The following is a 19,359-nucleotide window of genomic DNA, read 5'->3' as shown; positions in this document are numbered from 1 at the left end:
CACTGTCTCGCGCCCCTGAGGTGGGTGCCATCAGCGTGCTACCTCCGTGCGGTCGGTTGAGTTGAGGAGATCCCAGGCCAGGAGGCCTGCGCCCAGGCATCCGGCCGTGTCGCCCAGGGCCGCCGGGACGAGCGACGGCAGTTTCTGGAAGGTGATCCGGCGGCGGACCGCTTCGCGTAGCGGTGTGAACAAGGTTTCCCCCGCCTCCGCCAGGCCGCCACCGATGATGATCGTGCGGGGGTCCAGGAGGGTGAGGGCGGTGACGAGGCCGTCGGCGAGGGCGTCGATCGCCTCGTGCCAGACGGTCGTGGCGACCGGGTCGGCGGCGTCGACGGCCTTGGCACAGTCGGCCGCGTCCGCCGAGGGGTTGCCGGAGGCGGTGGCCCACGCCTCGGTCACCGCCGCCGCCGACGCGTACCGCTCGAGGCAGCCGGTCTGGCCGCAGGGGCAGCGCAGGCCGCCGGGGCGTACGACGATGTGGCCGACCTCGCCCGCGAAGCCGTGCGCGCCCGCCTCCACCCGGCCGTCGATGCCGATCGCGCCCGCTATGCCGGTGCCCAGCGGCACGAACAGGAAGCGGTCGGCGCCCTTGCCCGCGCCGATGCGGCCCTCGGCGAGACCGCCGGTGCGCACGTCGTGGCCGAGGGCGACGGGGACCCCGCCGAGCCGGGTGGCGAGCAGATCGCGCAGGGGTACGTCGCGCCAGCCGAGGTTCGCGGAGTAGGCCGCGATGCCGCGCTCGGCGTCGACGATGCCGGGGACGGCGACACCGGCGGCGGACGCGGGCTCGCCGTACTGCTCCTCGCCGTACGCGCGCAGCTCGGCGGCGAAGCCGAGGATGTGCTCGACGACCGCGTCCGGACCGCGCTCGCGGCCGGTCGCCCGGCGGGCCCGGTGCAGCAACTCGCCCTCCGCCCCGACCAGGGCGGCCTTCATCCCGGTGCCGCCCACGTCGAGGGCGATGACATGTCTCACGGGGGACAGTGTGGCCCGTCTACCCGCGAGAGGTCTAGTCCACTCACGTGGTGTAGACCTTATGGGTTCACAGAGCGAACGTCACGAGAGCAAAGGTGGGGATGCGGCAGTGCAGCGGCGTAGGACAGGAATGATCGCGGCGACGTCCGTTCTGGGCATGACGGCGGTCCTCGGCGGCTGCGGCCTCGGCGGGGGATCCGGTGACGTGACCCTCCGGCTGGTCGCGGCGGACTACGGCGACTCCGCGTCGAACAGTTCGCGGAAGTACTGGGACGGGGTCGTCAAGGCGTACGAGGCGAAGCACAAGAACGTCAAGGTCGAGGTCAGCGTCTACTCCTGGAACGACGTCGACCGCAAGGTCAAGGAGATGGTCGCGGCCGGCAAGGCGCCCGACATGGCGCAGATCGGCGCGTACGCGGACTACGCCGCCGCCGGCAAGCTGTACTCGACGGCCGAGCTGCTCTCCATCCCCGTGGAGGCCGACTTCCTGGAGCCGCTGCTGGACGCGGGGCAGGTGAACCACATCCAGTACGGCATGCCGTTCGCCGCGTCCACGCGCGTCCTCTTCTACAACAAGACCCTCTTCACCGCCGCCGGGCTGACCCCGCCGAAGGACTGGAGCGAGCTGGCCGCCGACGCGCAGGCGCTGAAGGCGCGGGGTGTGAAGTACCCGTTCGCGCTGCCGCTCGGCTCGGAGGAGGCGCAGGCGGAGACGATGCAGTGGCTGCTCGGCGGGGGCGGCGGCTACACCGACGACATCGGCACCTACACCCTGGACTCCAAGCAGAACGTCGCCACCTTCACCTGGCTGCGCGACAACCTCGTCGCCAAGGGCCTGACCGGGCCGGTCGCGCCCGCCAGGCTCAACCGCGCGGACGCGTTCGCCGCCTTCGCCAACGGTGACGTCGGCATGCTCAACGGCCACCCGACGCTCATGCAGCAGGCCACCAAGAAGGGCGTCAAGTTCGGCACGGTCCCCATGCCCGGCCGCAACGGCAAGGCCAAGTCCACGATGGGCGTCGCCGACTGGATGACCGCCTTCAAGAAGAACGGCCACCGCGAGCAGATCGGCGACTTCCTCGACTTCGTCTACAGCGAGAAGAACGTCCTCGCCTTCTCCCGCGAGTACGACCTCCTGCCGGTGACCAACTCCGCCTCCCAGACGATGGAGGAGTCGAAGGAGGACAAGGATCTGCGGCCGTTCCTCGACGAGCTCCCGCTGTCCACGCTCTACCCGGTCGGCAACACCTCCTGGGCCGCGGTCAGCTCCGACATCAAGCAGCGCATAGGCCAGGCGGTCGCCGCGAACGGCAGCCCGGCCGGCGTACTGGGGCAGCTGCAGGCGGCGGCGTCGCTGGCGGAGAGCGGGAAGTAGCGGGAAGCGGCGGCGGGCGGCGCCCGGGGCCGTTGTCAGTGGCGGGAGCTACCGTGCAGGCATGGAGAAGGACAGGCCCGCCCGGCTTCCCGCGCTGAACCGGAGGGAACAGGACATCCTCGCGCTGGAGCGCCGGGGCTTCCCCGGCCCCGGCGTGAAGGAGCGCGCGATACGCGAGGAGCTGGGCCTGGCCCCCGTGCGCTACTACCAGCTGCTGAACGCCCTGCTGGACGACGAGCGGGCCCTGGCCCACGACCCGGTGACGGTGAACAGGCTGAGACGGGTCCGCGAGACAAGGCGTACGGAGAGGTAGCAGCAGGTGTGGGCCCCGGCCCCGCCCGGATAGGGTCGACGTATGGGCAGCCCTCAGGACTCCACCGATCCCTTGGCCGTACTGCCGACCCCCGTCACCCGCGCCGGACGCGAAGGCCTGGCGGCGATCCTCGCCGAACCGGCTTCCGCGGTGGTCGGGCTCGACTTCGACGGCACCCTCGCACCGATCGTCCCGGACCCCGAGCAGGCCCGGGCCCACCCGGGCGCGGTGCGCGCGCTGGCCGCGCTCGCCCCGAAGGTCGCCTCCGTGGCCGTCGTCACCGGCCGCCCGGCCGGCGTGGCGGTGCGCAACGGCGGCTTCGCGGGTGTGCCGGGCCTGGAACACCTGGTCGTCCTCGGTCACTACGGCGCGGAGCGCTGGGACGCGGTGACCGGTACGGTCACGGCCCCCGCCCCGCACCCCGGTGTCGCCGCCGTCCGTGCCGAACTCCCGGGTTTCCTCGACCGGATCGGCGCCTGGCAGGGCACCTGGATCGAGGAGAAGGGCCGCGCGCTCGCGGTCCACACCCGCAGGGCCGAGGACCCGCAGGCCGCCTTCGAGGCCCTCCGCGCCCCCCTCACCGACCTCGCCGCCCGCAACGGCCTGATCGTCGAACCCGGCCGCCTGGTCCTGGAGTTGCGCCCGCCCGGCATGGACAAGGGCGTCGCCCTCACCGACTACCTCCGCGAGACCGGCGCCGGGTCCGTCCTCTACGCCGGCGACGACCTCGGCGACCTCCCCGCGTTCGCGGCCGTCGAGAAACTCCGCTCGGACGGCATCCCCGGCCTGCTGGTGTGCAGCGGCAACGACGAGGTCACGGAGTTGCGCGAACGGGCGGACCTGGTGGTGGACGGCGCGGCAGGGGTCGTGGAACTGCTGTCGGCGCTCGCGGCACACCTGGGGTGAGGGGCGCGGCCGGGGACCACCTGCGGTCGCCCGGCCCCGCTCAACTCGGCTGGCCCCGCAGCGCGTTCAGCTGCTCCAGGAACCACTGGGCCGGGGGCAGGGCCGTGGCCGCCGCCGTCAGTCTCTTGGTGCGCTCGGCGCGTTCGCCGGCCGGCATGGTCAGCGCCTCGTGCAGGGCGGCGGCCGTGCCGATCACGTCGTACGGGTTGACCGGGATCGCGTCCTCGCCCAACTCCTCGTACGCGCCCGCCTCCCGGGACAGCACCAGCACACAGCCCTCGTCGGAGACGACCGGGACCTCCTTGGCGACGAGGTTCATGCCGTCGCGGATGGGGTTGACGAGGGCGACGTCGGCGAGGCGGTACGCGGCCAGGGAGCGGGCGAAGTCGTCCTTGACGTGGAGGACCACCGGGGTCCAACCCGACGTCCCGTACCGGGAGTTGATCTCGTCGGCGACCCGCTGCACCTCGGCCGTGTAGTCGCGGTAGACGGCGAGGTCCTGCCGGGACGGGTAGGCGAACGCCACATGGACGACCTGCTCCAGCAACTCCGGGTGGTCGTCGAGGAGTTGGCGGTACGCCAGCAGCCCGCGCACGATGTTCTTGGACAGCTCGGTGCGGTCGACCCGGACGATGGTCCTGCGGCCCGCGCCGATCTCCTCGCGCAGGGCCACGATGCGCTCCTCCACGTCCGCCTCGTGCGAGCGGGCCCGCAGGAAGTCGGCGTCGGCGCCCAGGCCGTGGACACCGATCCGGGTGTCCCCGACGCCCCCGGCGAACTCCGTACAGCAGGCCGTGAACGCGTCCGCCCAGCGGTGGGTGAGGAAGCCGAGCCGGTCCGCGCCGAGCATGCCCGTCAGCAGTTGCTCACGGATGTCGTCCGGCAGCATCCGGAAGTAGTCGGCCGGCGCCCACGGCGTGTGCGAGAAGTGGCCGATGCGCAGGTCGGGGCGCAGCTCGCGCAGCATCCCCGGGACCAGGCACAGGTGGTAGTCCTGCACGATCGCGACGGCCCCCTCGGCCGCCTCCTGGGCCAGCGCCTCCGCGAACGCCCGGTTGTACGCCTCGTACGACGCCCACTGGCGCCGGAACTCCGCGTCGAAGACCGGCTCGAGCGGGGTCTGGTACAGCATGTGGTGGACGAACCACAGCACGGAGTTGGCGATGCCGTTGTACGCGTCGGTGTGCACGTCGGCCGGGATGTCCAGCATCCGTACGCCGTCCTCGCCCACCCCCCGCCGCACCGCCTCGCGGTCGCCGTCGGAGAGCGCCGAGCACACCCACAGCGCGTCGGCGTCCGGCCCGATGGCCGAGAGCCCGGACACCAGCCCGCCGCCACCGCGCTTGGCGCGCAGCGAACCGTCGTCGCCCACCTCGTAGGAGACGGGACCGCGATTGGACGCGACGAGCACCTGAGCAGCACCGCGAGGGGGAGTGGAAGCCGTGGAAGCCATACGCCACAACCTAGCCCGGCCCGGAAACGCTCAAACGTACGGACGGCCGTTGGCGGACCGTATGAGTCCGTATACGACCGTCCGTGACCGTCTGCGCCCGGTTATGCGACCTTGCGGGACTGGTATTCGGTGATGTCGACCATCGGGGGCCGCTCCTCCGTGTCGACGGAGTAGGTGCGCGGCTCGAATCCGTCCGGGCCCCGCTCGAACTGCGTCAGGGACGGCCGGATGAGGTGGCCGCGGGCCAGCCGGAGCTGGGCCGTGCGGTAGATCTGCGCGGCCATCCGGCCCAGGGCCTGCCCGTCCTGGTGCCGGTGCTTGCGGACGCCGACGTCGACCTGGGCGAGGGCGTCGAGGCCCACCAGGTGCAACGCGTCGACCAGCATGCCCAGTTCGACGCCGTACCCGACCGGGAACGGCAGCTGCTCCAGCAGCGAGCGGCGGGCCGCGTACTCGCCGCCGAGCGGCTGCACGAAACCGGCCAGCTGCGGCCAGTGCATGTTCAGCAGCGGGCGGGCCATCAGCTCGGTGACCCGGCCGCCCTGTCCGGCAGCGCCGCCGAGCGGGCGGTCGTACATCGCCTTGACGAGGTCGACGCCGGGATCGGTGAGCAGCGGGCCCACGATCCCGGTGACGAAGTCCGAGGAGAACTCCTTCAGGTCCGCGTCGACGAACGCGACGATGTCACCGCTCGTCACCAGCAGCGAGCGCCACAGCACCTCGCCCTTGCCGGGCACGGCGGGGATGCGGGGCAGGATGTCGTCACGGTGCACGACCCGGGCGCCCGCCGCGGCGGCCACCTCGGAGGTGCGGTCGGTGGACCCGGAGTCGACGACGACGATCTCGTCGACGAGCGGGACCTGCTGCATGAGGTCGTGACGGATGATCGCGACGATCTCGCCGACCGTCGCCTCCTCGTTCAGCGCGGGCAGCACGACGGAGACGGACTGCCCCGTGCGGTGCTTGGCGGCCAGGATCTTGTGCAGCGGCCGGTCCGTCAGGGACCAGGAGCGAGTGCTCAGCCAGTGCTCGACATCTTTCAGCACGTTGCGCGGCTCCTCTACGTTCTCTCGGCGAGAAGGGGTCACACGGTGTGTGTGATCCGTCTCGCGGTTCGGACGGCTCTCTTCAACTGTCCTGGCCTTCGGTTACAGTCTTGAACAACGCTGATGACCATCGCATGTCGGGGGCCGTCGGCGTACACAATCGAATACCGCTCATCCAGAGGGGCAGAGGGATACGGCCCGATGAAGCCCCGGCAACCCTCCAGCCGGTCTTGGCACTCAGCTGCACGCTGACGTGGTGAGGCTCCCGGCTCGGGAAGGTGCCAAATCCGTCTCACGGCGAGATGCGTCGTGAGGAAGATGAGGAGAAAGGGCCTCCCCTCCATGGCTGCGCAGACTGTCGCAAGCACCACGAACTCCGCGAACCCGGACACGATCCCCGCGAACACCGTCGATCTCGGCCCCGCCGCCGCGCTGTCCTGCCGCGAGTGCGGCCACCGCGTCCCCCTCGGCCCGGTCTTCGCCTGCGAGGAGTGTTTCGGCCCGCTGGAGATCGCCTACGACTTCTCGTCCTACGACACCGAAGAGCTCCGCAAGCAGATCGAGGCCGGCCCCGCGAACATCTGGCGGTACGCGCCCCTGCTGCCCGTCCCCGCCGACGTGGCCGACAAGCCGAACATCAACCCCGGCTGGACCAAGCTCGTCCAGGCCGACAACCTCGCCCGCGAACTGGGCGTCGACGCGGGCAAGTTGTTCGTCAAGGACGACTCCGGCAACCCGACGCACTCCTTCAAGGACCGCGTCGTGGCCCAGGCGATCGAGGCGGCCCGCGCCTTCGACTTCACCACCCTCTCCTGCTCCTCCACCGGCAACCTCGCCGGCGCCGTCGGCGCCGCCGCCGCCCGGGCCGGCTTCCGCTCCTGCGTGTTCATCCCGCACGACCTGGAGCAGGGCAAGATCGTCATGGCCGCGATCTACGGCGGCGAGCTCGTCGGCATCGAGGGCAACTACGACGAGGTGAACCGCTTCTGCTCCGAGCTGATCGGCGACCCGGCCGGGGAGGGCTGGGGCTTCGTCAACGTCAACCTCCGGCCGTACTACGCGGAGGGCTCCAAGACCCTCGCGTACGAGATCTGCGAGCAGCTGGGGTGGCGGATCCCGGACCAGCTCGTCGTGCCGATCGCCTCCGGGTCGCAGCTCACGAAGATCGACAAGGGGCTCCAGGAGCTGATCAAGCTCGGGCTCGTCGAGGACAAGCCGTACAAGATCTTCGGCGCGCAGGCCGAGGGCTGCTCGCCGGTGTCGGTCGCCTACAAGGCGGGGCACGACGTCGTACGGCCGCAGAAGCCGAACACGATCGCCAAGTCGCTGGCGATCGGGAACCCCGCGGACGGTCCGTATGTGCTGGACATCGCTCGGCGGACCGGTGGGGCGGTCGAGGACGTCAACGACGAGCAGGTCGTCGACGCGATCAAGTTGCTTGCGCGGACCGAGGGGATCTTTGCCGAGACCGCGGGTGGGGTGACCGTGGGGGTGGCGAAGAAGCTGATCGAGAGCGGGTTGCTGGATCCGACGCTGACCACTGTCGTGTTGAACACCGGTGATGGGCTCAAGACGTTGGATGCGGTTGCCGGTACTGGGCTCACCGCGACCATCCGGCCGAACCTCGAGTCGTTCAGGGAAGCTGGACTCGCGTCCTGAGCGTCGTTCTTTGACTGCGGGCCCGTGGGGGCTGGTCGCGCAGTTCCCCGCGCCCCTGAGGGCATCATCTGACCGGAGGTTTCATCGTGAGCGTTAGTGTCCGCATCCCTACCATTCTCCGCACCTACACCGGTGGGCAGGCCGAGGTGACCGCCGAAGGTGGCACCCTCGCCGAGGTCATCAGTGACCTCGAGAAGAACCACGCCGGGATCTCCGCCCGGGTGCTGGATGATCAGGGCAAGCTGCGGCGGTTCGTCAACGTGTATGTGAATGACGATGACGTGCGGTTCGAGCAGGGGCTGGAGACGGCCACTCCGGACGGGGCCGGGGTGTCGATCATTCCGGCCGTCGCCGGTGGCTGAGCGGTCGTTGATCGGCGCCGAAAATTACCCTCGGTAACGCCGATTACCAAGAGTTCATCGAATTGCCCCCTCCGTGAGAGAAGCGGAGGGGGCAATTCTGCATGGTTGAGCGGGGTACAGTTGGGGAACGCGCTCCACTCCGCATGCCGGACGCATATGAGTACCCGCTCCGCGTGCGATGAGAAGCAGCCAAAGTGTGCATTCCTTTTGCGCGTTATGTTCTCTTTGTGGAGCCCGACTTGCCCTGAAGTCGGGCGAATTCTCCGTATATTCCCGACCGGTCCTGCCCGGAATTCTCGTCTGATTGACCTGTTGCAGACGGCAGTTGGACGGATACATTCGGCCGCGGTCGACGCGTTCCGGCGCACGCCCCCAATCCTGTGGGGGGTGAGGTCTGACCCGGATCCGCGAAGTGCGGGTCCGTGCAAGGGCCAGTAATAGGGGAGTTAGGCATGGCTCAGGGCACCGTCAAATGGTTCAACGCGGAGAAGGGGTACGGCTTCATCGCGGTCGACGGTGGTGCGGATGTTTTCGTCCACTACAGCGCGATTCAGATGGACGGCTACCGCACCCTGGAAGAGGGTCAGCGGGTCGATTTCGAGATCTCGCAGGGTCAGAAGGGGCCGCAGGCGGACATGGTCCGGCTCGCGACCAGCTGAAGCACGCGCCGACGAACAGCAGCGACGTTCTTCGTTCCTCACCGAAGGGCTCGTACTCCTGGGGGGTCACCTCCTGGGGTACGGGCCCTTCGGCATGTCCTGAGCATGCCTCGCGCGGGTGACGCGCGGGTCCCGCGCGTCCCGCTGGGAAGGGGCCCAGAACTCGGGAGCCGCTTGCACTCGACCATGCCGAGTGCTAATCATTGGCGTTAGCACTCTGAAGGTGAGAGTGATAACGAAGGACCGGGTCGGTGAGGCCCGCAGGCCAGGTGGTGCAAGGAACCACGAGGCAGGCAGGCCGTCCGTCGCGGGCGCCAGCGCGGTCCGGAGCAATCCACCCCAGTCCGGGAGGACCACTTCACATGGCCAAGATCATCGCGTTCGACGAGGAGGCACGGCGCGGTCTCGAGCGCGGGATGAACCAGCTCGCCGACGCCGTCAAGGTCACCCTTGGCCCCAAGGGCCGCAACGTCGTCCTCGAGAAGAAGTGGGGCGCCCCCACGATCACCAACGATGGTGTTTCCATCGCCAAGGAGATCGAGCTCGAGGACCCGTACGAAAAGATCGGCGCCGAGCTGGTCAAGGAAGTCGCCAAGAAGACGGACGACGTCGCCGGTGACGGTACGACCACCGCGACCGTCCTCGCCCAGGCCCTCGTCAAGGAGGGTCTGCGCAACGTAGCCGCGGGCGCCAACCCGATGGCCCTCAAGCGCGGTATCGAGAAGGCCGTCGAGGCCGTCTCCGGTGCCCTGCTGGAGCAGGCCAAGGACGTGGAGACCAAGGAGCAGATCGCTTCCACGGCCTCCATCTCCGCCGCCGACACCCAGATCGGCGAGCTCATCGCCGAGGCGATGGACAAGGTCGGCAAGGAAGGCGTCATCACCGTCGAGGAGTCCCAGACCTTCGGGCTCGAGCTCGAGCTCACCGAGGGTATGCGCTTCGACAAGGGCTACATCTCGGCGTACTTCGCCACCGACATGGAGCGTATGGAGGCCGTCCTCGACGACCCGTACATCCTGATCGCCAACTCGAAGATCGCCAACGTCAAGGACCTGCTCCCGCTCCTGGAGAAGGTCATGCAGTCGGGCAAGCCGCTGCTGATCATCGCCGAGGACGTCGAGGGCGAGGCCCTGTCCACGCTGGTCGTCAACAAGATCCGCGGCACCTTCAAGTCCGTCGCCGTCAAGGCTCCGGGCTTCGGTGACCGTCGCAAGGCCATGCTCGGCGACATCGCCATCCTCACGGGCGGCGAGGTCATCTCCGAGGAGGTCGGCCTCAAGCTGGAGAACGCGACCGTGGATCTCCTCGGCCGCGCCCGCAAGGTCGTCATCACCAAGGACGAGACGACGATCGTCGACGGCTCGGGCTCGGCGGACCAGGTTGCCGGTCGCGTCAACCAGATCCGCGCCGAGATCGAGAACAGCGACTCGGACTACGACCGCGAGAAGCTCCAGGAGCGCCTCGCCAAGCTCGCCGGCGGCGTCGCCGTCATCAAGGCGGGCGCGGCCACCGAGGTCGAGCTCAAGGAGCGCAAGCACCGCATCGAGGACGCCGTTCGCAACGCGAAGGCGGCCGTCGAGGAGGGCATCGTCGCCGGTGGCGGCGTCGCGCTCATCCAGGCGGGCCACGTCTTCGAGAAGCTCGAGCTCGAAGGTGACGAGGCCACGGGCGCCGCGATCGTGAAGCTGGCCCTCGAGGCCCCGCTGAAGCAGATCGCCGTCAACGGTGGCCTCGAAGGCGGAGTCGTCGTCGAGAAGGTCCGCAACCTGCCCATCGGTCACGGCCTCAACGCCGCGTCCGGTGAGTACGTGGACATGATCGCCGAGGGCATCATCGACCCGGCGAAGGTCACGCGCTCTGCCCTGCAGAACGCCGCGTCCATCGCCGCGCTCTTCCTCACCACCGAGGCGGTCATCGCCGACAAGCCCGAGAAGGCCGGTGCCGGCGCGGGCGCCGGTGGCGGCATGCCGGGCGGTGACATGGACTTCTGATCGACCTCTGGTTGATCAACGGTCTTACCGAGGGCGGTACTTCCTGTTCCGACAGGGGGTACCGCCCTCGGGCATGTCCGGGGGCGGGTGCCTTCCGGACCGGTGTCTTCCGGGGTCGGCGTGGCCGGGATCACAGGGCGGGGTGCCGGGCGGGCGGAATGAGGGGCTTGGCCGTGGGGTTGTCGTTGACGCATGATCGATGCATACGCACATACCGACTGGTACCCAGTAGTTACGAGGAGCCCCCACACGTGTCTACGACCGCCCCCGCCTCCCGAGCCGCCGACATCCTCGGCCGCCCGATCACCCTCAACGGCCTGACCGTCCCGAACCGGATCGTGATGGCGCCGATGACCCGGCAGTTCTCGCCGGGCGGCATTCCCGGTGATGACGTGGTGTCGTACTACTCCCGCCGCGCCGGTGCGGGCGTCGGCCTCATCGTCACCGAGGGCACCTACGTCGGCCACGACTCGGCCGGCCAGAGCGACGACATCCCGCGCTTCCACGGCGCGGAGCAGCTCGCGGGCTGGGCGAAGGTGGCCGAGGGCGTGCACGCGGCGGGCGGCACGATCGTGCCGCAGCTGTGGCACATCGGCATGGTCCGTGAGCAGGGGCAGCCGCCGTACGTGGACGCGCCTGCGGTGGGCCCGTCCGGGCTGCGGATCGGCAGTGACGAGGTCACCGGCAGGGCGATGACGCAGCGGGACCTCGACGATGTCATCGGGGCGTTCGCCGAGGCGGCCGCGGCGGCCGAGCGGATCGGGTTCGACGGGGTCGAGCTGCACGGTGCGCACGGGTATCTCCTCGACCAGTTCCTGTGGGCGGGCACGAACCGCCGTACGGACGCGTACGGGGGTGACGCGGTGGCCCGTACGAAGTTCGCGGCGGAGATCGTGGCGGCGGTCCGGGAGACCGTGTCGCCGGAGTTCCCGATCATCTTCCGGTACTCGCAGTGGAAGCAGGAGGTGTACGGGGCCCGTCTCGCGGAGACCCCGGAGGAGTTGGAGGCGATCCTGACTCCGCTCGCGGCGGCCGGTGTCGACGTCTTCCACGCGTCCACTCGGCGTTACTGGGTTCCCGAGTTCGAGGAGACCGGGTCCGAGCTGAACCTCGCGGGGTGGACGAAGAAGCTCACCGGGAAGCAGACCATCACCGTGGGGTCGGTCGGGCTCGACGGGGACTTCCTCAAGGGGTTCCGTGGTGAGGGGGCTCCGGTCAAGGGGATCGACGACCTGCTGGACAGCCTGGAGCGGGACGAGTTCGACATGGTGGCCGTGGGCCGGGCGTTGCTGCAGGATCCCGAGTGGGCGGCGAAGGTGCTCGCGGGGCGGGTCTCCGAGTTGGCGGCGTACGACGCGGCGGCGTTGAAGTCGCTCAGCTGAGCCTCCAGTTGTGAGTTCGGGGTGGTGGGGGTGCCCGGGATCTGTCCGTGCCCCCCTGACTCCGGCTAGCGTTCGCGCACATGAGGATCCTGCACCTGTCCGACACCCATCTGGAGCGCACCGACGCCCCCAACCGTCACGGCATCAACGCGACGGACTCGCTTCGGCTGATGCTGGGGGAGCTGCGGCATCAGCGGGGGGTGGACGCGGTCGTCGTGACGGGGGACATCGCCAACGACGGGGCCGTGGAGGCGTATGCGGCCGTGAAGGAGCTGGTGGGCGGGTTCGCCCGGCTGATGGGCGGGGTGCCGGTCTTCTACACGACCGGGAACCACGACGAGCGGGAGGCGTTCGGGAAGGTGCTCGGGAGCGGGCACGCGACCCCGGACGCCGTGTTTCCGGCGGAGTTCGGGTGTGCCGCCGTCAGTACGGTCGGCGGGTACCGGTTCATCACGCTGGACTCGCTCGTGCCGGGGGAGGTGTACGGGCAGCTCAGCCCGGCTCAACTGGACTGGCTGGGCGAGGAGTTGAGGACGCCCGCCGAGCACGGGACGGTGCTCGCCTTCCATCATCCGCCGATCTCCCTCGACACGCCGATGCAGCGGGCCTTCGGGCTCACGAACCCGGGGGAGCTGGCGGACGCGATCCGGGGGAGCGACGTCCGGGTCGTGCTCACCGGGCACTTCCACCTCCAGCTCTTCGGCTTTCTGGAGGCGACACCGGTGTGGGTCACGCCCGGGGTCGTCAACCGGATCGATCTCACCACCGCCTACGGCACGGAGCGGGCCGTGCGCGGTGCCTCCGCCTCGCTCGTCGAACTGGGCGGGGAGACCGGGCCGTTGTTCCACACCTTCCACGCGCGGGATCCCCGGGCGCACGAGACCGTGTACCAGCTGGACGCGGAGCAGGTCCGGTCGGTCGTCGAGCGGCATGCGCCCAACGGGGCGTAGGGCGGGCTGTGTTGGCGAAGTGGTGCGGGAAGCGGGTATAGTAGATCTTGAGCCCGTCGCCGTAACTCCGGTCGGCTGGTGCTGCGTTGGTGGTCCAAGGAAAGACGCCCCGCTTCCCGCGGGGAAATGCAGGTGCAAGGCCTGCCCGGCGCTCCGATGAAGTCCCCGTCCCGCATCGCGCGGGGCGGGGACTTTGCTGTGCGGGTGCTAGAGGTTGCCCAGCGGTTCGATGTCCACGTGCACCGGGGTGCCCCAGACCCGCAGCACCTCGTAGTCCGTGAACTCGTGGACGAGGCGGTACGCCATCGCCGGCCGGGAGCCCCGACGTTGGGCCGTGAGGTACAGCTCGGCCTCGTGGCGGTCGCGGCGCGGGGTGCCGCAGAGCTGCCAGGCCTGGCCGTTCCAGAGTTCGGGGAGCCAGCGCTGCTGGGCCTGCGGGCGGTCCTCGCGGACGCCGTAGCGGGACGGGGTGGTGTCGGTGGGCCGGGGCGCCGCCGGGCCGTTGAACTCGGAGCGGCGGGCCGAGCGGCGGCGGGTCTCGCAGAGCAGGCAGAGGTCCGGGGCGCTCTCGTCGACCGGGCCGTTGGGGTGCTCCAGGCAGCGCGTGGTGGGCGCGGAGCCGCTGACGCTGTCGTCCAGCAGGTCCAGGGCGCGCTTGAGGTCCGCCTTGACCTCGTGCAGCCGGGCGTCGGGGGTGTCGGACGTGAGCGCCTCGCCGTGCTCGCCGAGGAGGCGGAGGGCGCGGCCTAGGGCGGTCTGCTGGGCGTGGTTCATGGTTCTGTCGACCATAGTCTGCTTTGCCGCGCCGGGGGCGGAGGGGGCTGCGCCGTGGAGGGGCAGGGTGGGCGCGTTGCGCACTGGTGGCACAAACTGCCATCCATGCAGAAGGAGCCATTCCCCTTCCGTTCACCCGGGCGTCGGTGAGTGCACACAGCATCCACCGCATGAACAAGCTCACGCTCGCCGGTGCCGCCCTGGCGCTCACCGCCGCATCCGTCTCCCTCGCCGCGCCCGCCGCCCTCGCCGCACCCGCCCGGCACACGGCCGCGACCAGCCGTATCCCCTTCACCGCCGCGACCGTCACCGCGAACGACGACGGCTCGTACCGCGTCGTCTGGACGGCCCCCGGGGTGCGGTCCGTGACCGTACGGGCGAACGGGCATGTGGTCGCGCGGGGCGGTGCCCGGGGTGACGTGACCGTGCGGGGGCTCGCCGCCGCCGACCGGCAGTGGTTCGACCTGGTGCCCGCGCGCGGGGGTTCGCTGCGGCTCGCCGACCGGCTCGTGAAGCTCGACGGGGCGGTCAACTTCCGTGACGCGGGCGGCTATCGGACCGCCGACGGGCACTGGGTGAAGATGGGCGAGATCTACCGCTCCGACGCCCTCGACAAGCTCACCGCCGCCGACCTCGCGAAGCTGAAGCGGCTCGGCATCCGCGTCGACTACGACCTGCGGACCGCCTCGGAGCGTACGGCCGCGCCCGACCGGGTGCCGTCCGGTGCGCGGTATGTCGTGGCGGACGTGCTGGCCGGGTCCTCGACCATGACCAGCATGCCCACGACCGAGGCGGCGGCCGTCCGGATGATGGTGGACGGCGAGAAGTTCATGGTCAGCGGGGACACCGCGCGGGCCGCCTACGGCACCGTGTTCGCCGGTGTCGCCGACCCCTCGCGGCGCGCGCTGCTCTACCACTGCACCGCGGGCAAGGACCGCACCGGCTGGTCCAGCGCGGCCCTCCTCACGGCGCTGGGCGTGCCGCGCTCGACCGTGATGGCCGACTACCTCGCCAGCAACACGTACCGCGCGGCGGCCAACGCGGCCACGCTCGCCGCGATGCCGCCGGCGCAGGCCAAGGTGTACAAGCCGCTGCTCGATGTGCGGCCCGAGTACCTCGACTCCGGCTTCCAGGAGGTCAGTACGGAGTACGGGTCGTTCAACTCCTATGTGAGGGACGGACTGGGGATCGACGCGAAGGAGTTCCGGCAGATCAAGAAGGACCTGCTGGTCGGCTGATCCACGACGGCGTACGGCTCCGGCCCCCGGCGGGCGGGGTCACGGCACAGGTAGTGCGCGCGAGGGTAAAGGAGCGGAACCGTGAAGCCCGCCTGCTCCGAACCACCACCGTGATCGACTGACTCCATGGCCCTGATCCCGCCCCGCCTCCTCCGAGCCCTGGAGTCCTTCAACTCCGCCCACCCCTGGAGCCACAACGCGTACTACCACCCGTGGCTGCTACGGCAGTTGCCCCGCGGCTTCGGACGGGCCCTGGACGTGGGGTGCGGGACCGGTGACCTCGCACGGCTGCTGACCGTACGGACCACGGATGGAATCGAGGGCATCGACTCCGACCCCGAAATCATCCGCAGGGCAAGGGTGTTGACCCCGCCCGGTGTCCCCGTGGTCTTCACCGTCGTGGACGCCCGGGACGGGATACCCGCCGGCCCCTACGACGTCATCACCTGTGTCGCCGCCCTCCACCACCTCCCGTTCGCCGAGACGCTGACCCGCTTCCGCGATCAACTCGCCCCGGGCGGAACCCTCGTGGTGGTCGGCTGCGCCCGCGAGGCGGATGCCGTCGACTCGCTCCTCGGCGCCGTCTCCGTCGCCCTGAACGTCGTCACGGGCTGGCTGAAGAACCGGGGCCGTAGGGCCGTGTCCCGTCCGGTGGCCATGACCGCCGTCACCCGGCCGCCGGAGATGACCTTCGCGGAGATCCGCCGCGAGGCGATCCGGGTCCTGCCGAGGGTCCGGCCCCGGCGGCGGTTGTTCTGGCGGTACACGCTGGTGTGGCGGAAGGGGGCGGTGTGAGGGGGCTTCGGGATGCCCTCGGCGTCGGGCGGTCGCGTCACGTGGTTCGTGCCGGGGCTCGGGTGCCGGAGGTGTCCGACCGCGTGGGGGCGATTCCGGTGAGGCCGAAGGCGTACGTCGCCAGGAAGCCGACCAGGTAGCCGGTCAGCAGGCCCCCCGCGTAGATCACCGCCGTCGTTCCCAGTCCCCGGTTTCCGGCCAGCAACGGGAACAGGGCCCACCCCGACGGTCCGATCGCCGTCGCCCCGACCTTGTCGCCCAGCATCGCGAAGAACCCGACGAACGCCCCGCCCGCCGCCCCGCCCGCGCAGGCGGTCAGGAAGGGGCGGCCGAGGGGGAGGGAGACGCCGTAGATGAGGGGTTCGCCGACGCCCAACAGGCCTGCCGGGAGGGCGGACTTGATGGTCGTGCGGATCGAAGTGTCGTGGCGCAGGCGGAAGTAGACCGCGACCGCCGCACCCACCTGGCCCGCGCCCGCCATCGCGAGGATGGGCAACAGGACGGTGTAGCCCTGCTGTTCGATGAGGGTGGTGTGGATGGGGATGAGGGCCTGGTGGAGGCCGAGCATCACCAGGGGGAGGAAGAGGCCGCCGAGGACCAGGCCCGCGAAGGGGCCGGTGGTGGCGAGGAGCCAGTTCGACGCGGTGCCGATCGCGGTGGAGATCTCGCCGGCCGCGTACATGAGGCCGTAGAGCGTCGCGAGGCCCGCGACGAGGACCGTCAGGGTCGGGGTGAGGAGGACGTCGAGGGTCGCGGGGACCCAGGTGCGGCACCATTTCTCGATGTACGTGCCGAGGAGCGCGGCCGCCAGTGCGCCGAGCACTCCGCCCTGGCCGGGGGAGAGGGCGACCCCGAACGCCGTCACCTTCGCGACCCCGGGGTAGACGACGACCGCCGCCACCGCCCCGCCCAGCACCGGCGTCCCGCCGAACTCCTTCGCCGTGTTGTAGCCGACGAACACCGCGATGAGGGAGAGGAACGCGGAGGGGATGACGGCAAGGGCGCCCGTCACTCCCGGGAGCCAACGCAGGTTGATCAGCAGCCCGTTGAGGCCCGCGAGCACCCCGCAGCCGATCAGGGCCGGGATGAGCGGGACGAAGATGTTCGCGATCCGGCGGAGGAGCAGCTTGCCGGGCGTGGCGTTGCGCGCCCGCTGCTCCGCCTTCAACGCGGAGCCCCGAGCGGCCAGTTCACTCGCGCTCCCCACCAACTTCTCGAATTCCGGGGTCACTTTGGCCACCACCCCCGGCCCCAGCACGATCTGGTAGGTGTCGTCGTCCACGACCCCGAGCACGCCGGGCTGCGCCCGCAGCGCCGCCTCGTCCACCAGCGAACGGTCGGCCAGGCCGAGGCGCAGGCGGGTCATGCAGTGGGCGACGGAGGTGACGTTCGCGGGGCCGCCGACGAGGGGGAGGAGGGCGGCGGCGGTGTCGTACGGAGTATCCACACCCTGAGCCTGCTGGTCAGCCGCCCGCCGCCGCGAGCGCCGCGCGCAGGCGGCCGCCGGACTCCTCCAGAAGGCGGGCGGCCGTCGGGCCGTCGACCCCGGCGAGGACCACGAGGATCGCGTTCTTCACCTCGCCGTCGGTGGCGGCGAGGGCGCGCTCGATCTCCGCGTCGTCCGCGCCGGTCGCGAGGGCGACGATGCGGCGGGAGCGGGCGCGCAGCTTCTCGTTCGACGCGCGTACGTCGACCATCAGGTTTCCGTAGGTCTTGCCCAGCCGGATCATCGTGATCGTCGACAGCATGTTCAGGACGAGCTTCTGTGCCGTGCCCGCCTTCAACCTCGTGGATCCGGTGAGGAGTTCGGGGCCCACGACGACCTCGATGCCGTGCTCTGCCGCCGCGGCGAGGGCGCTGTGTTCGTTGCAGGAGAGGCCGATGGTGAGGGCGCCGGTGCGCCGCGCTTGCTCCACGGCTGCGATCGCGTACGGCGTGCGTCCGGAGGCCGAGATCCCGACCACCGTGTCGTCCGGGGTGAGGGTGAGCGCGTCGAGGTCAGCCTGGGCCAGGTCCCGTGAGTCCTCGGCGCCCTCGACGGACGTCACCAGGGCGTCCGGGCCACCCGCGATCAGGCCTACGACCTGGGAGGGGTCCGTGTTGAACGTCGGGGGGCACTCGGACGCGTCGAGTACGCCCAGGCGTCCTGCGGTGCCCGCGCCCATGTAGATCAGCCTGCCGCCCCTGCCCATGCGCTCCGCCACGGCGTCGATCGCTGCGGCGATCTCGTGCAGGCGGTGCGCCACCGCTGTGGCGACCGTGGCGTCCTCGGTGTTCATCAGGCGCGCGATGTCGAGGGTGGGGAGCTGGTCGATACCGGCGAGTTCCGGCCGGAAGGCTTCTGTGGTGAGTGTCTCCAACTCGGCGCGGAGATCACGGGGGTTGGACGTCGAGGTCATGGAGAAGCGGCTCTTTCTGTTGTTCCTTGCTACGGCCCGCGCCCCTGAAGATGTCGGGCTTGTCGTCGCGCACTTGGAAGTGCCGCTGGTGCCACACCCCCTAGGGACGCGGGGAACTGCGCGACCAGCCACAACGCGCCCGCAGACGACAACGCACCTCTAACGCCTATGTCGATGCGCCAGCGCCTCATAGGACGCCGACAACGCGGGTGCCGCCTGTTCGTACGTCCGTTGCGCCACCCCGATGAACAAACAGTCCACCACCAGCAACTGACTCGTGCGGGACGACATCGCCGCGGGCCGAAGCTCACTCTCCCGGGCGGTGGATGTCGTGAGTATGTGATCGGCGTACTGCGTGACCGCCCCGTCCGGTCGCCCGGTGATCGCCACGGTCGTGGCCCCGCGCTCGAAGGCCACCCGCAACGGCTCGATGACGTCACCGGTGGACCCGGAGTGGGTGATCGCGATGGCCACGTCACCGGCCTTCAACTGCACCGCGTTGGTCACGGCGAGATGCGGGTCGCTGTGGGCGTGGGCTATGAGCCCTATCCGCAGCAGCTTCTGGGCGAGGTCCTGCGCCACGAGCCCGGACGCCCCGACGCCGTAGATGTCGGTACGGCGGGCCCCGGCAAGCGCGGTGACGGCCGCGCCGAGCTGGACCGTGTCGAGCCCGGCCGCCGTGTCCGCGAGGGTCTGCTGCTCGTCGTAGGCGAGTTTCGCGACGACGTCGGCGATCGGGTCGTCGACGGCGATGTCGGTGGTGAGCGCGGGCGCCCGCCCGGACTGCTGCTGCGCGGCGAGCCCGGCGAGGGCGAGGCGCAGGTCGCGGTAGCCGGGGTAGCCGAGGAGGCGGGCGGTGCGGACGACCGTGGCCTCGCTGGTGCCGGTGCGTTCGGCGAGGCCGGTGACCGTGAGGGCCGCGCAGCCCGCCGGGTCGGCGGCGACGGTCTCGGCGACGCGCTGCATGGAGCGGGTCATGGAGGGGGCGAGGGTGCGCACCTTGGCGGCCAGGGCGGCGGGTGGCGTACTCCCGGAGGCGCTTCCGAAAATTTCCTTCACTTCCTGGGTCACCCTTGAAAGAT

General features: G+C 70.3%; 18 protein-coding genes and 1 riboswitch. Of the genes, 11 read left to right on the top strand and 7 right to left on the bottom strand.

Annotated elements, in window-relative coordinates:
* Window positions 1-30: 30 nt before the first annotated feature.
* A complete protein-coding gene (locus OHT77_RS20690; RefSeq protein WP_328830032.1) occupies window positions 31-975 on the bottom strand; it encodes an ROK family protein in 945 nt (314 codons plus the stop codon).
* A 109-nt stretch (window positions 976-1,084) separates the two neighbouring features.
* Between OHT77_RS20690 and OHT77_RS20685 the strand changes: the two genes are divergently transcribed.
* From OHT77_RS20685 to otsB, 3 genes are all read left to right on the top strand, one after another.
* A complete protein-coding gene (locus OHT77_RS20685; protein WP_443048074.1) occupies window positions 1,085-2,350 on the top strand; it encodes an extracellular solute-binding protein in 1,266 nt (421 codons plus the stop codon).
* Between the two features lie 61 nt (window positions 2,351-2,411).
* Complete coding sequence (locus tag OHT77_RS20680; RefSeq protein ID WP_266771149.1) at window positions 2,412-2,663, top strand: DUF3263 domain-containing protein; 252 nt, start codon at window positions 2,412-2,414, stop codon at window positions 2,661-2,663.
* A 42-nt stretch (window positions 2,664-2,705) separates the two neighbouring features.
* Window positions 2,706-3,569, top strand: a complete 864-nt coding sequence (otsB, locus tag OHT77_RS20675; protein ID WP_328830030.1) for a trehalose-phosphatase — start codon at window positions 2,706-2,708, stop codon at window positions 3,567-3,569.
* A 40-nt stretch (window positions 3,570-3,609) separates the two neighbouring features.
* Here otsB and OHT77_RS20670 read toward each other — a convergent pair whose 3' ends face one another.
* Window positions 3,610-5,022, bottom strand: a complete 1,413-nt coding sequence (locus OHT77_RS20670) for an alpha,alpha-trehalose-phosphate synthase (UDP-forming) (RefSeq protein ID WP_328830029.1) — start codon at window positions 5,020-5,022, stop codon at window positions 3,610-3,612.
* A 101-nt stretch (window positions 5,023-5,123) separates the two neighbouring features.
* Window positions 5,124-6,068 (bottom strand): glucosyl-3-phosphoglycerate synthase, encoded by a 945-nt coding sequence (locus tag OHT77_RS20665; protein WP_266771155.1) that lies wholly within the window; start codon window positions 6,066-6,068, stop codon window positions 5,124-5,126.
* A gap of 168 nt (window positions 6,069-6,236) precedes the next feature.
* Window positions 6,237-6,393, top strand: a riboswitch (SAM riboswitch).
* Between the two features lie 17 nt (window positions 6,394-6,410).
* On the opposite strand from OHT77_RS20665, the gene thrC reads away from it, so the two are divergent.
* From thrC to OHT77_RS20635, 6 genes are all read left to right on the top strand, one after another.
* The gene (gene thrC, locus OHT77_RS20660) at window positions 6,411-7,727 is read left to right on the top strand and encodes a threonine synthase (protein WP_328830028.1); all 1,317 of its coding nucleotides are present in this window, start codon (window positions 6,411-6,413) and stop codon (window positions 7,725-7,727) included.
* Between the two features lie 86 nt (window positions 7,728-7,813).
* Window positions 7,814-8,089: a MoaD/ThiS family protein gene (locus OHT77_RS20655; RefSeq protein WP_266771159.1), complete on the top strand. Its 276-nt coding sequence runs from the start codon at window positions 7,814-7,816 to the stop codon at window positions 8,087-8,089.
* 452 nt (window positions 8,090-8,541) lie between these two features.
* On the top strand, window positions 8,542-8,748 hold the full coding sequence (locus tag OHT77_RS20650) for a cold-shock protein (RefSeq protein ID WP_019057200.1): 207 nt from the start codon (window positions 8,542-8,544) through the stop codon (window positions 8,746-8,748).
* Window positions 8,749-9,110: 362 nt separating this feature from the next.
* Entirely contained in the window at window positions 9,111-10,739 is a 1,629-nt protein-coding gene (gene groL / locus OHT77_RS20645) for a chaperonin GroEL (protein ID WP_033281228.1), read from the top strand.
* Between the two features lie 251 nt (window positions 10,740-10,990).
* The gene (locus tag OHT77_RS20640) at window positions 10,991-12,121 is read left to right on the top strand and encodes an NADH:flavin oxidoreductase (protein WP_328830027.1); all 1,131 of its coding nucleotides are present in this window, start codon (window positions 10,991-10,993) and stop codon (window positions 12,119-12,121) included.
* 80 nt (window positions 12,122-12,201) lie between these two features.
* The gene (locus OHT77_RS20635) at window positions 12,202-13,071 is read left to right on the top strand and encodes a metallophosphoesterase family protein (protein ID WP_328830026.1); all 870 of its coding nucleotides are present in this window, start codon (window positions 12,202-12,204) and stop codon (window positions 13,069-13,071) included.
* Between the two features lie 207 nt (window positions 13,072-13,278).
* Here the strand turns inward: OHT77_RS20635 and OHT77_RS20630 are convergent, their stop codons facing one another.
* On the bottom strand, window positions 13,279-13,845 hold the full coding sequence (locus OHT77_RS20630; protein ID WP_328834292.1) for a hypothetical protein: 567 nt from the start codon (window positions 13,843-13,845) through the stop codon (window positions 13,279-13,281).
* Between the two features lie 170 nt (window positions 13,846-14,015).
* On the opposite strand from OHT77_RS20630, the gene OHT77_RS20625 reads away from it, so the two are divergent.
* Window positions 14,016-15,083, top strand: a complete 1,068-nt coding sequence (locus OHT77_RS20625) for a tyrosine-protein phosphatase (RefSeq protein WP_328830025.1) — start codon at window positions 14,016-14,018, stop codon at window positions 15,081-15,083.
* A 126-nt stretch (window positions 15,084-15,209) separates the two neighbouring features.
* The gene (locus tag OHT77_RS20620) at window positions 15,210-15,878 is read left to right on the top strand and encodes a class I SAM-dependent methyltransferase (protein ID WP_328830024.1); all 669 of its coding nucleotides are present in this window, start codon (window positions 15,210-15,212) and stop codon (window positions 15,876-15,878) included.
* Between the two features lie 37 nt (window positions 15,879-15,915).
* On the opposite strand, the gene OHT77_RS20615 is transcribed toward OHT77_RS20620, so the two are convergent.
* The 3 genes from OHT77_RS20615 to OHT77_RS20605 all read right to left on the bottom strand — a co-directional run bounded on the left by OHT77_RS20615 (window position 15,916) and on the right by OHT77_RS20605 (window position 19,348).
* The gene (locus tag OHT77_RS20615; RefSeq protein WP_328830023.1) at window positions 15,916-17,325 is read right to left on the bottom strand and encodes a PTS transporter subunit EIIC; all 1,410 of its coding nucleotides are present in this window, start codon (window positions 17,323-17,325) and stop codon (window positions 15,916-15,918) included.
* A gap of 16 nt (window positions 17,326-17,341) precedes the next feature.
* Window positions 17,342-18,277 carry an N-acetylmuramic acid 6-phosphate etherase gene (gene murQ / locus OHT77_RS20610; protein ID WP_328830022.1) on the bottom strand — a complete coding sequence of 312 codons (936 nt, stop codon included), beginning with the start codon at window positions 18,275-18,277 and terminating at the stop codon, window positions 17,342-17,344.
* A gap of 159 nt (window positions 18,278-18,436) precedes the next feature.
* Entirely contained in the window at window positions 18,437-19,348 is a 912-nt protein-coding gene (locus OHT77_RS20605) for a MurR/RpiR family transcriptional regulator (RefSeq protein WP_328830021.1), read from the bottom strand.
* Window positions 19,349-19,359 lie beyond the last annotated feature (11 nt).

The sequence above is a fragment of the Streptomyces sp. NBC_00252 genome (assembly GCF_036187565.1).
GTDB lineage: Bacteria > Actinomycetota > Actinomycetes > Streptomycetales > Streptomycetaceae > Streptomyces.
This window is presented reverse-complemented; position numbering and strand designations above follow the sequence as displayed.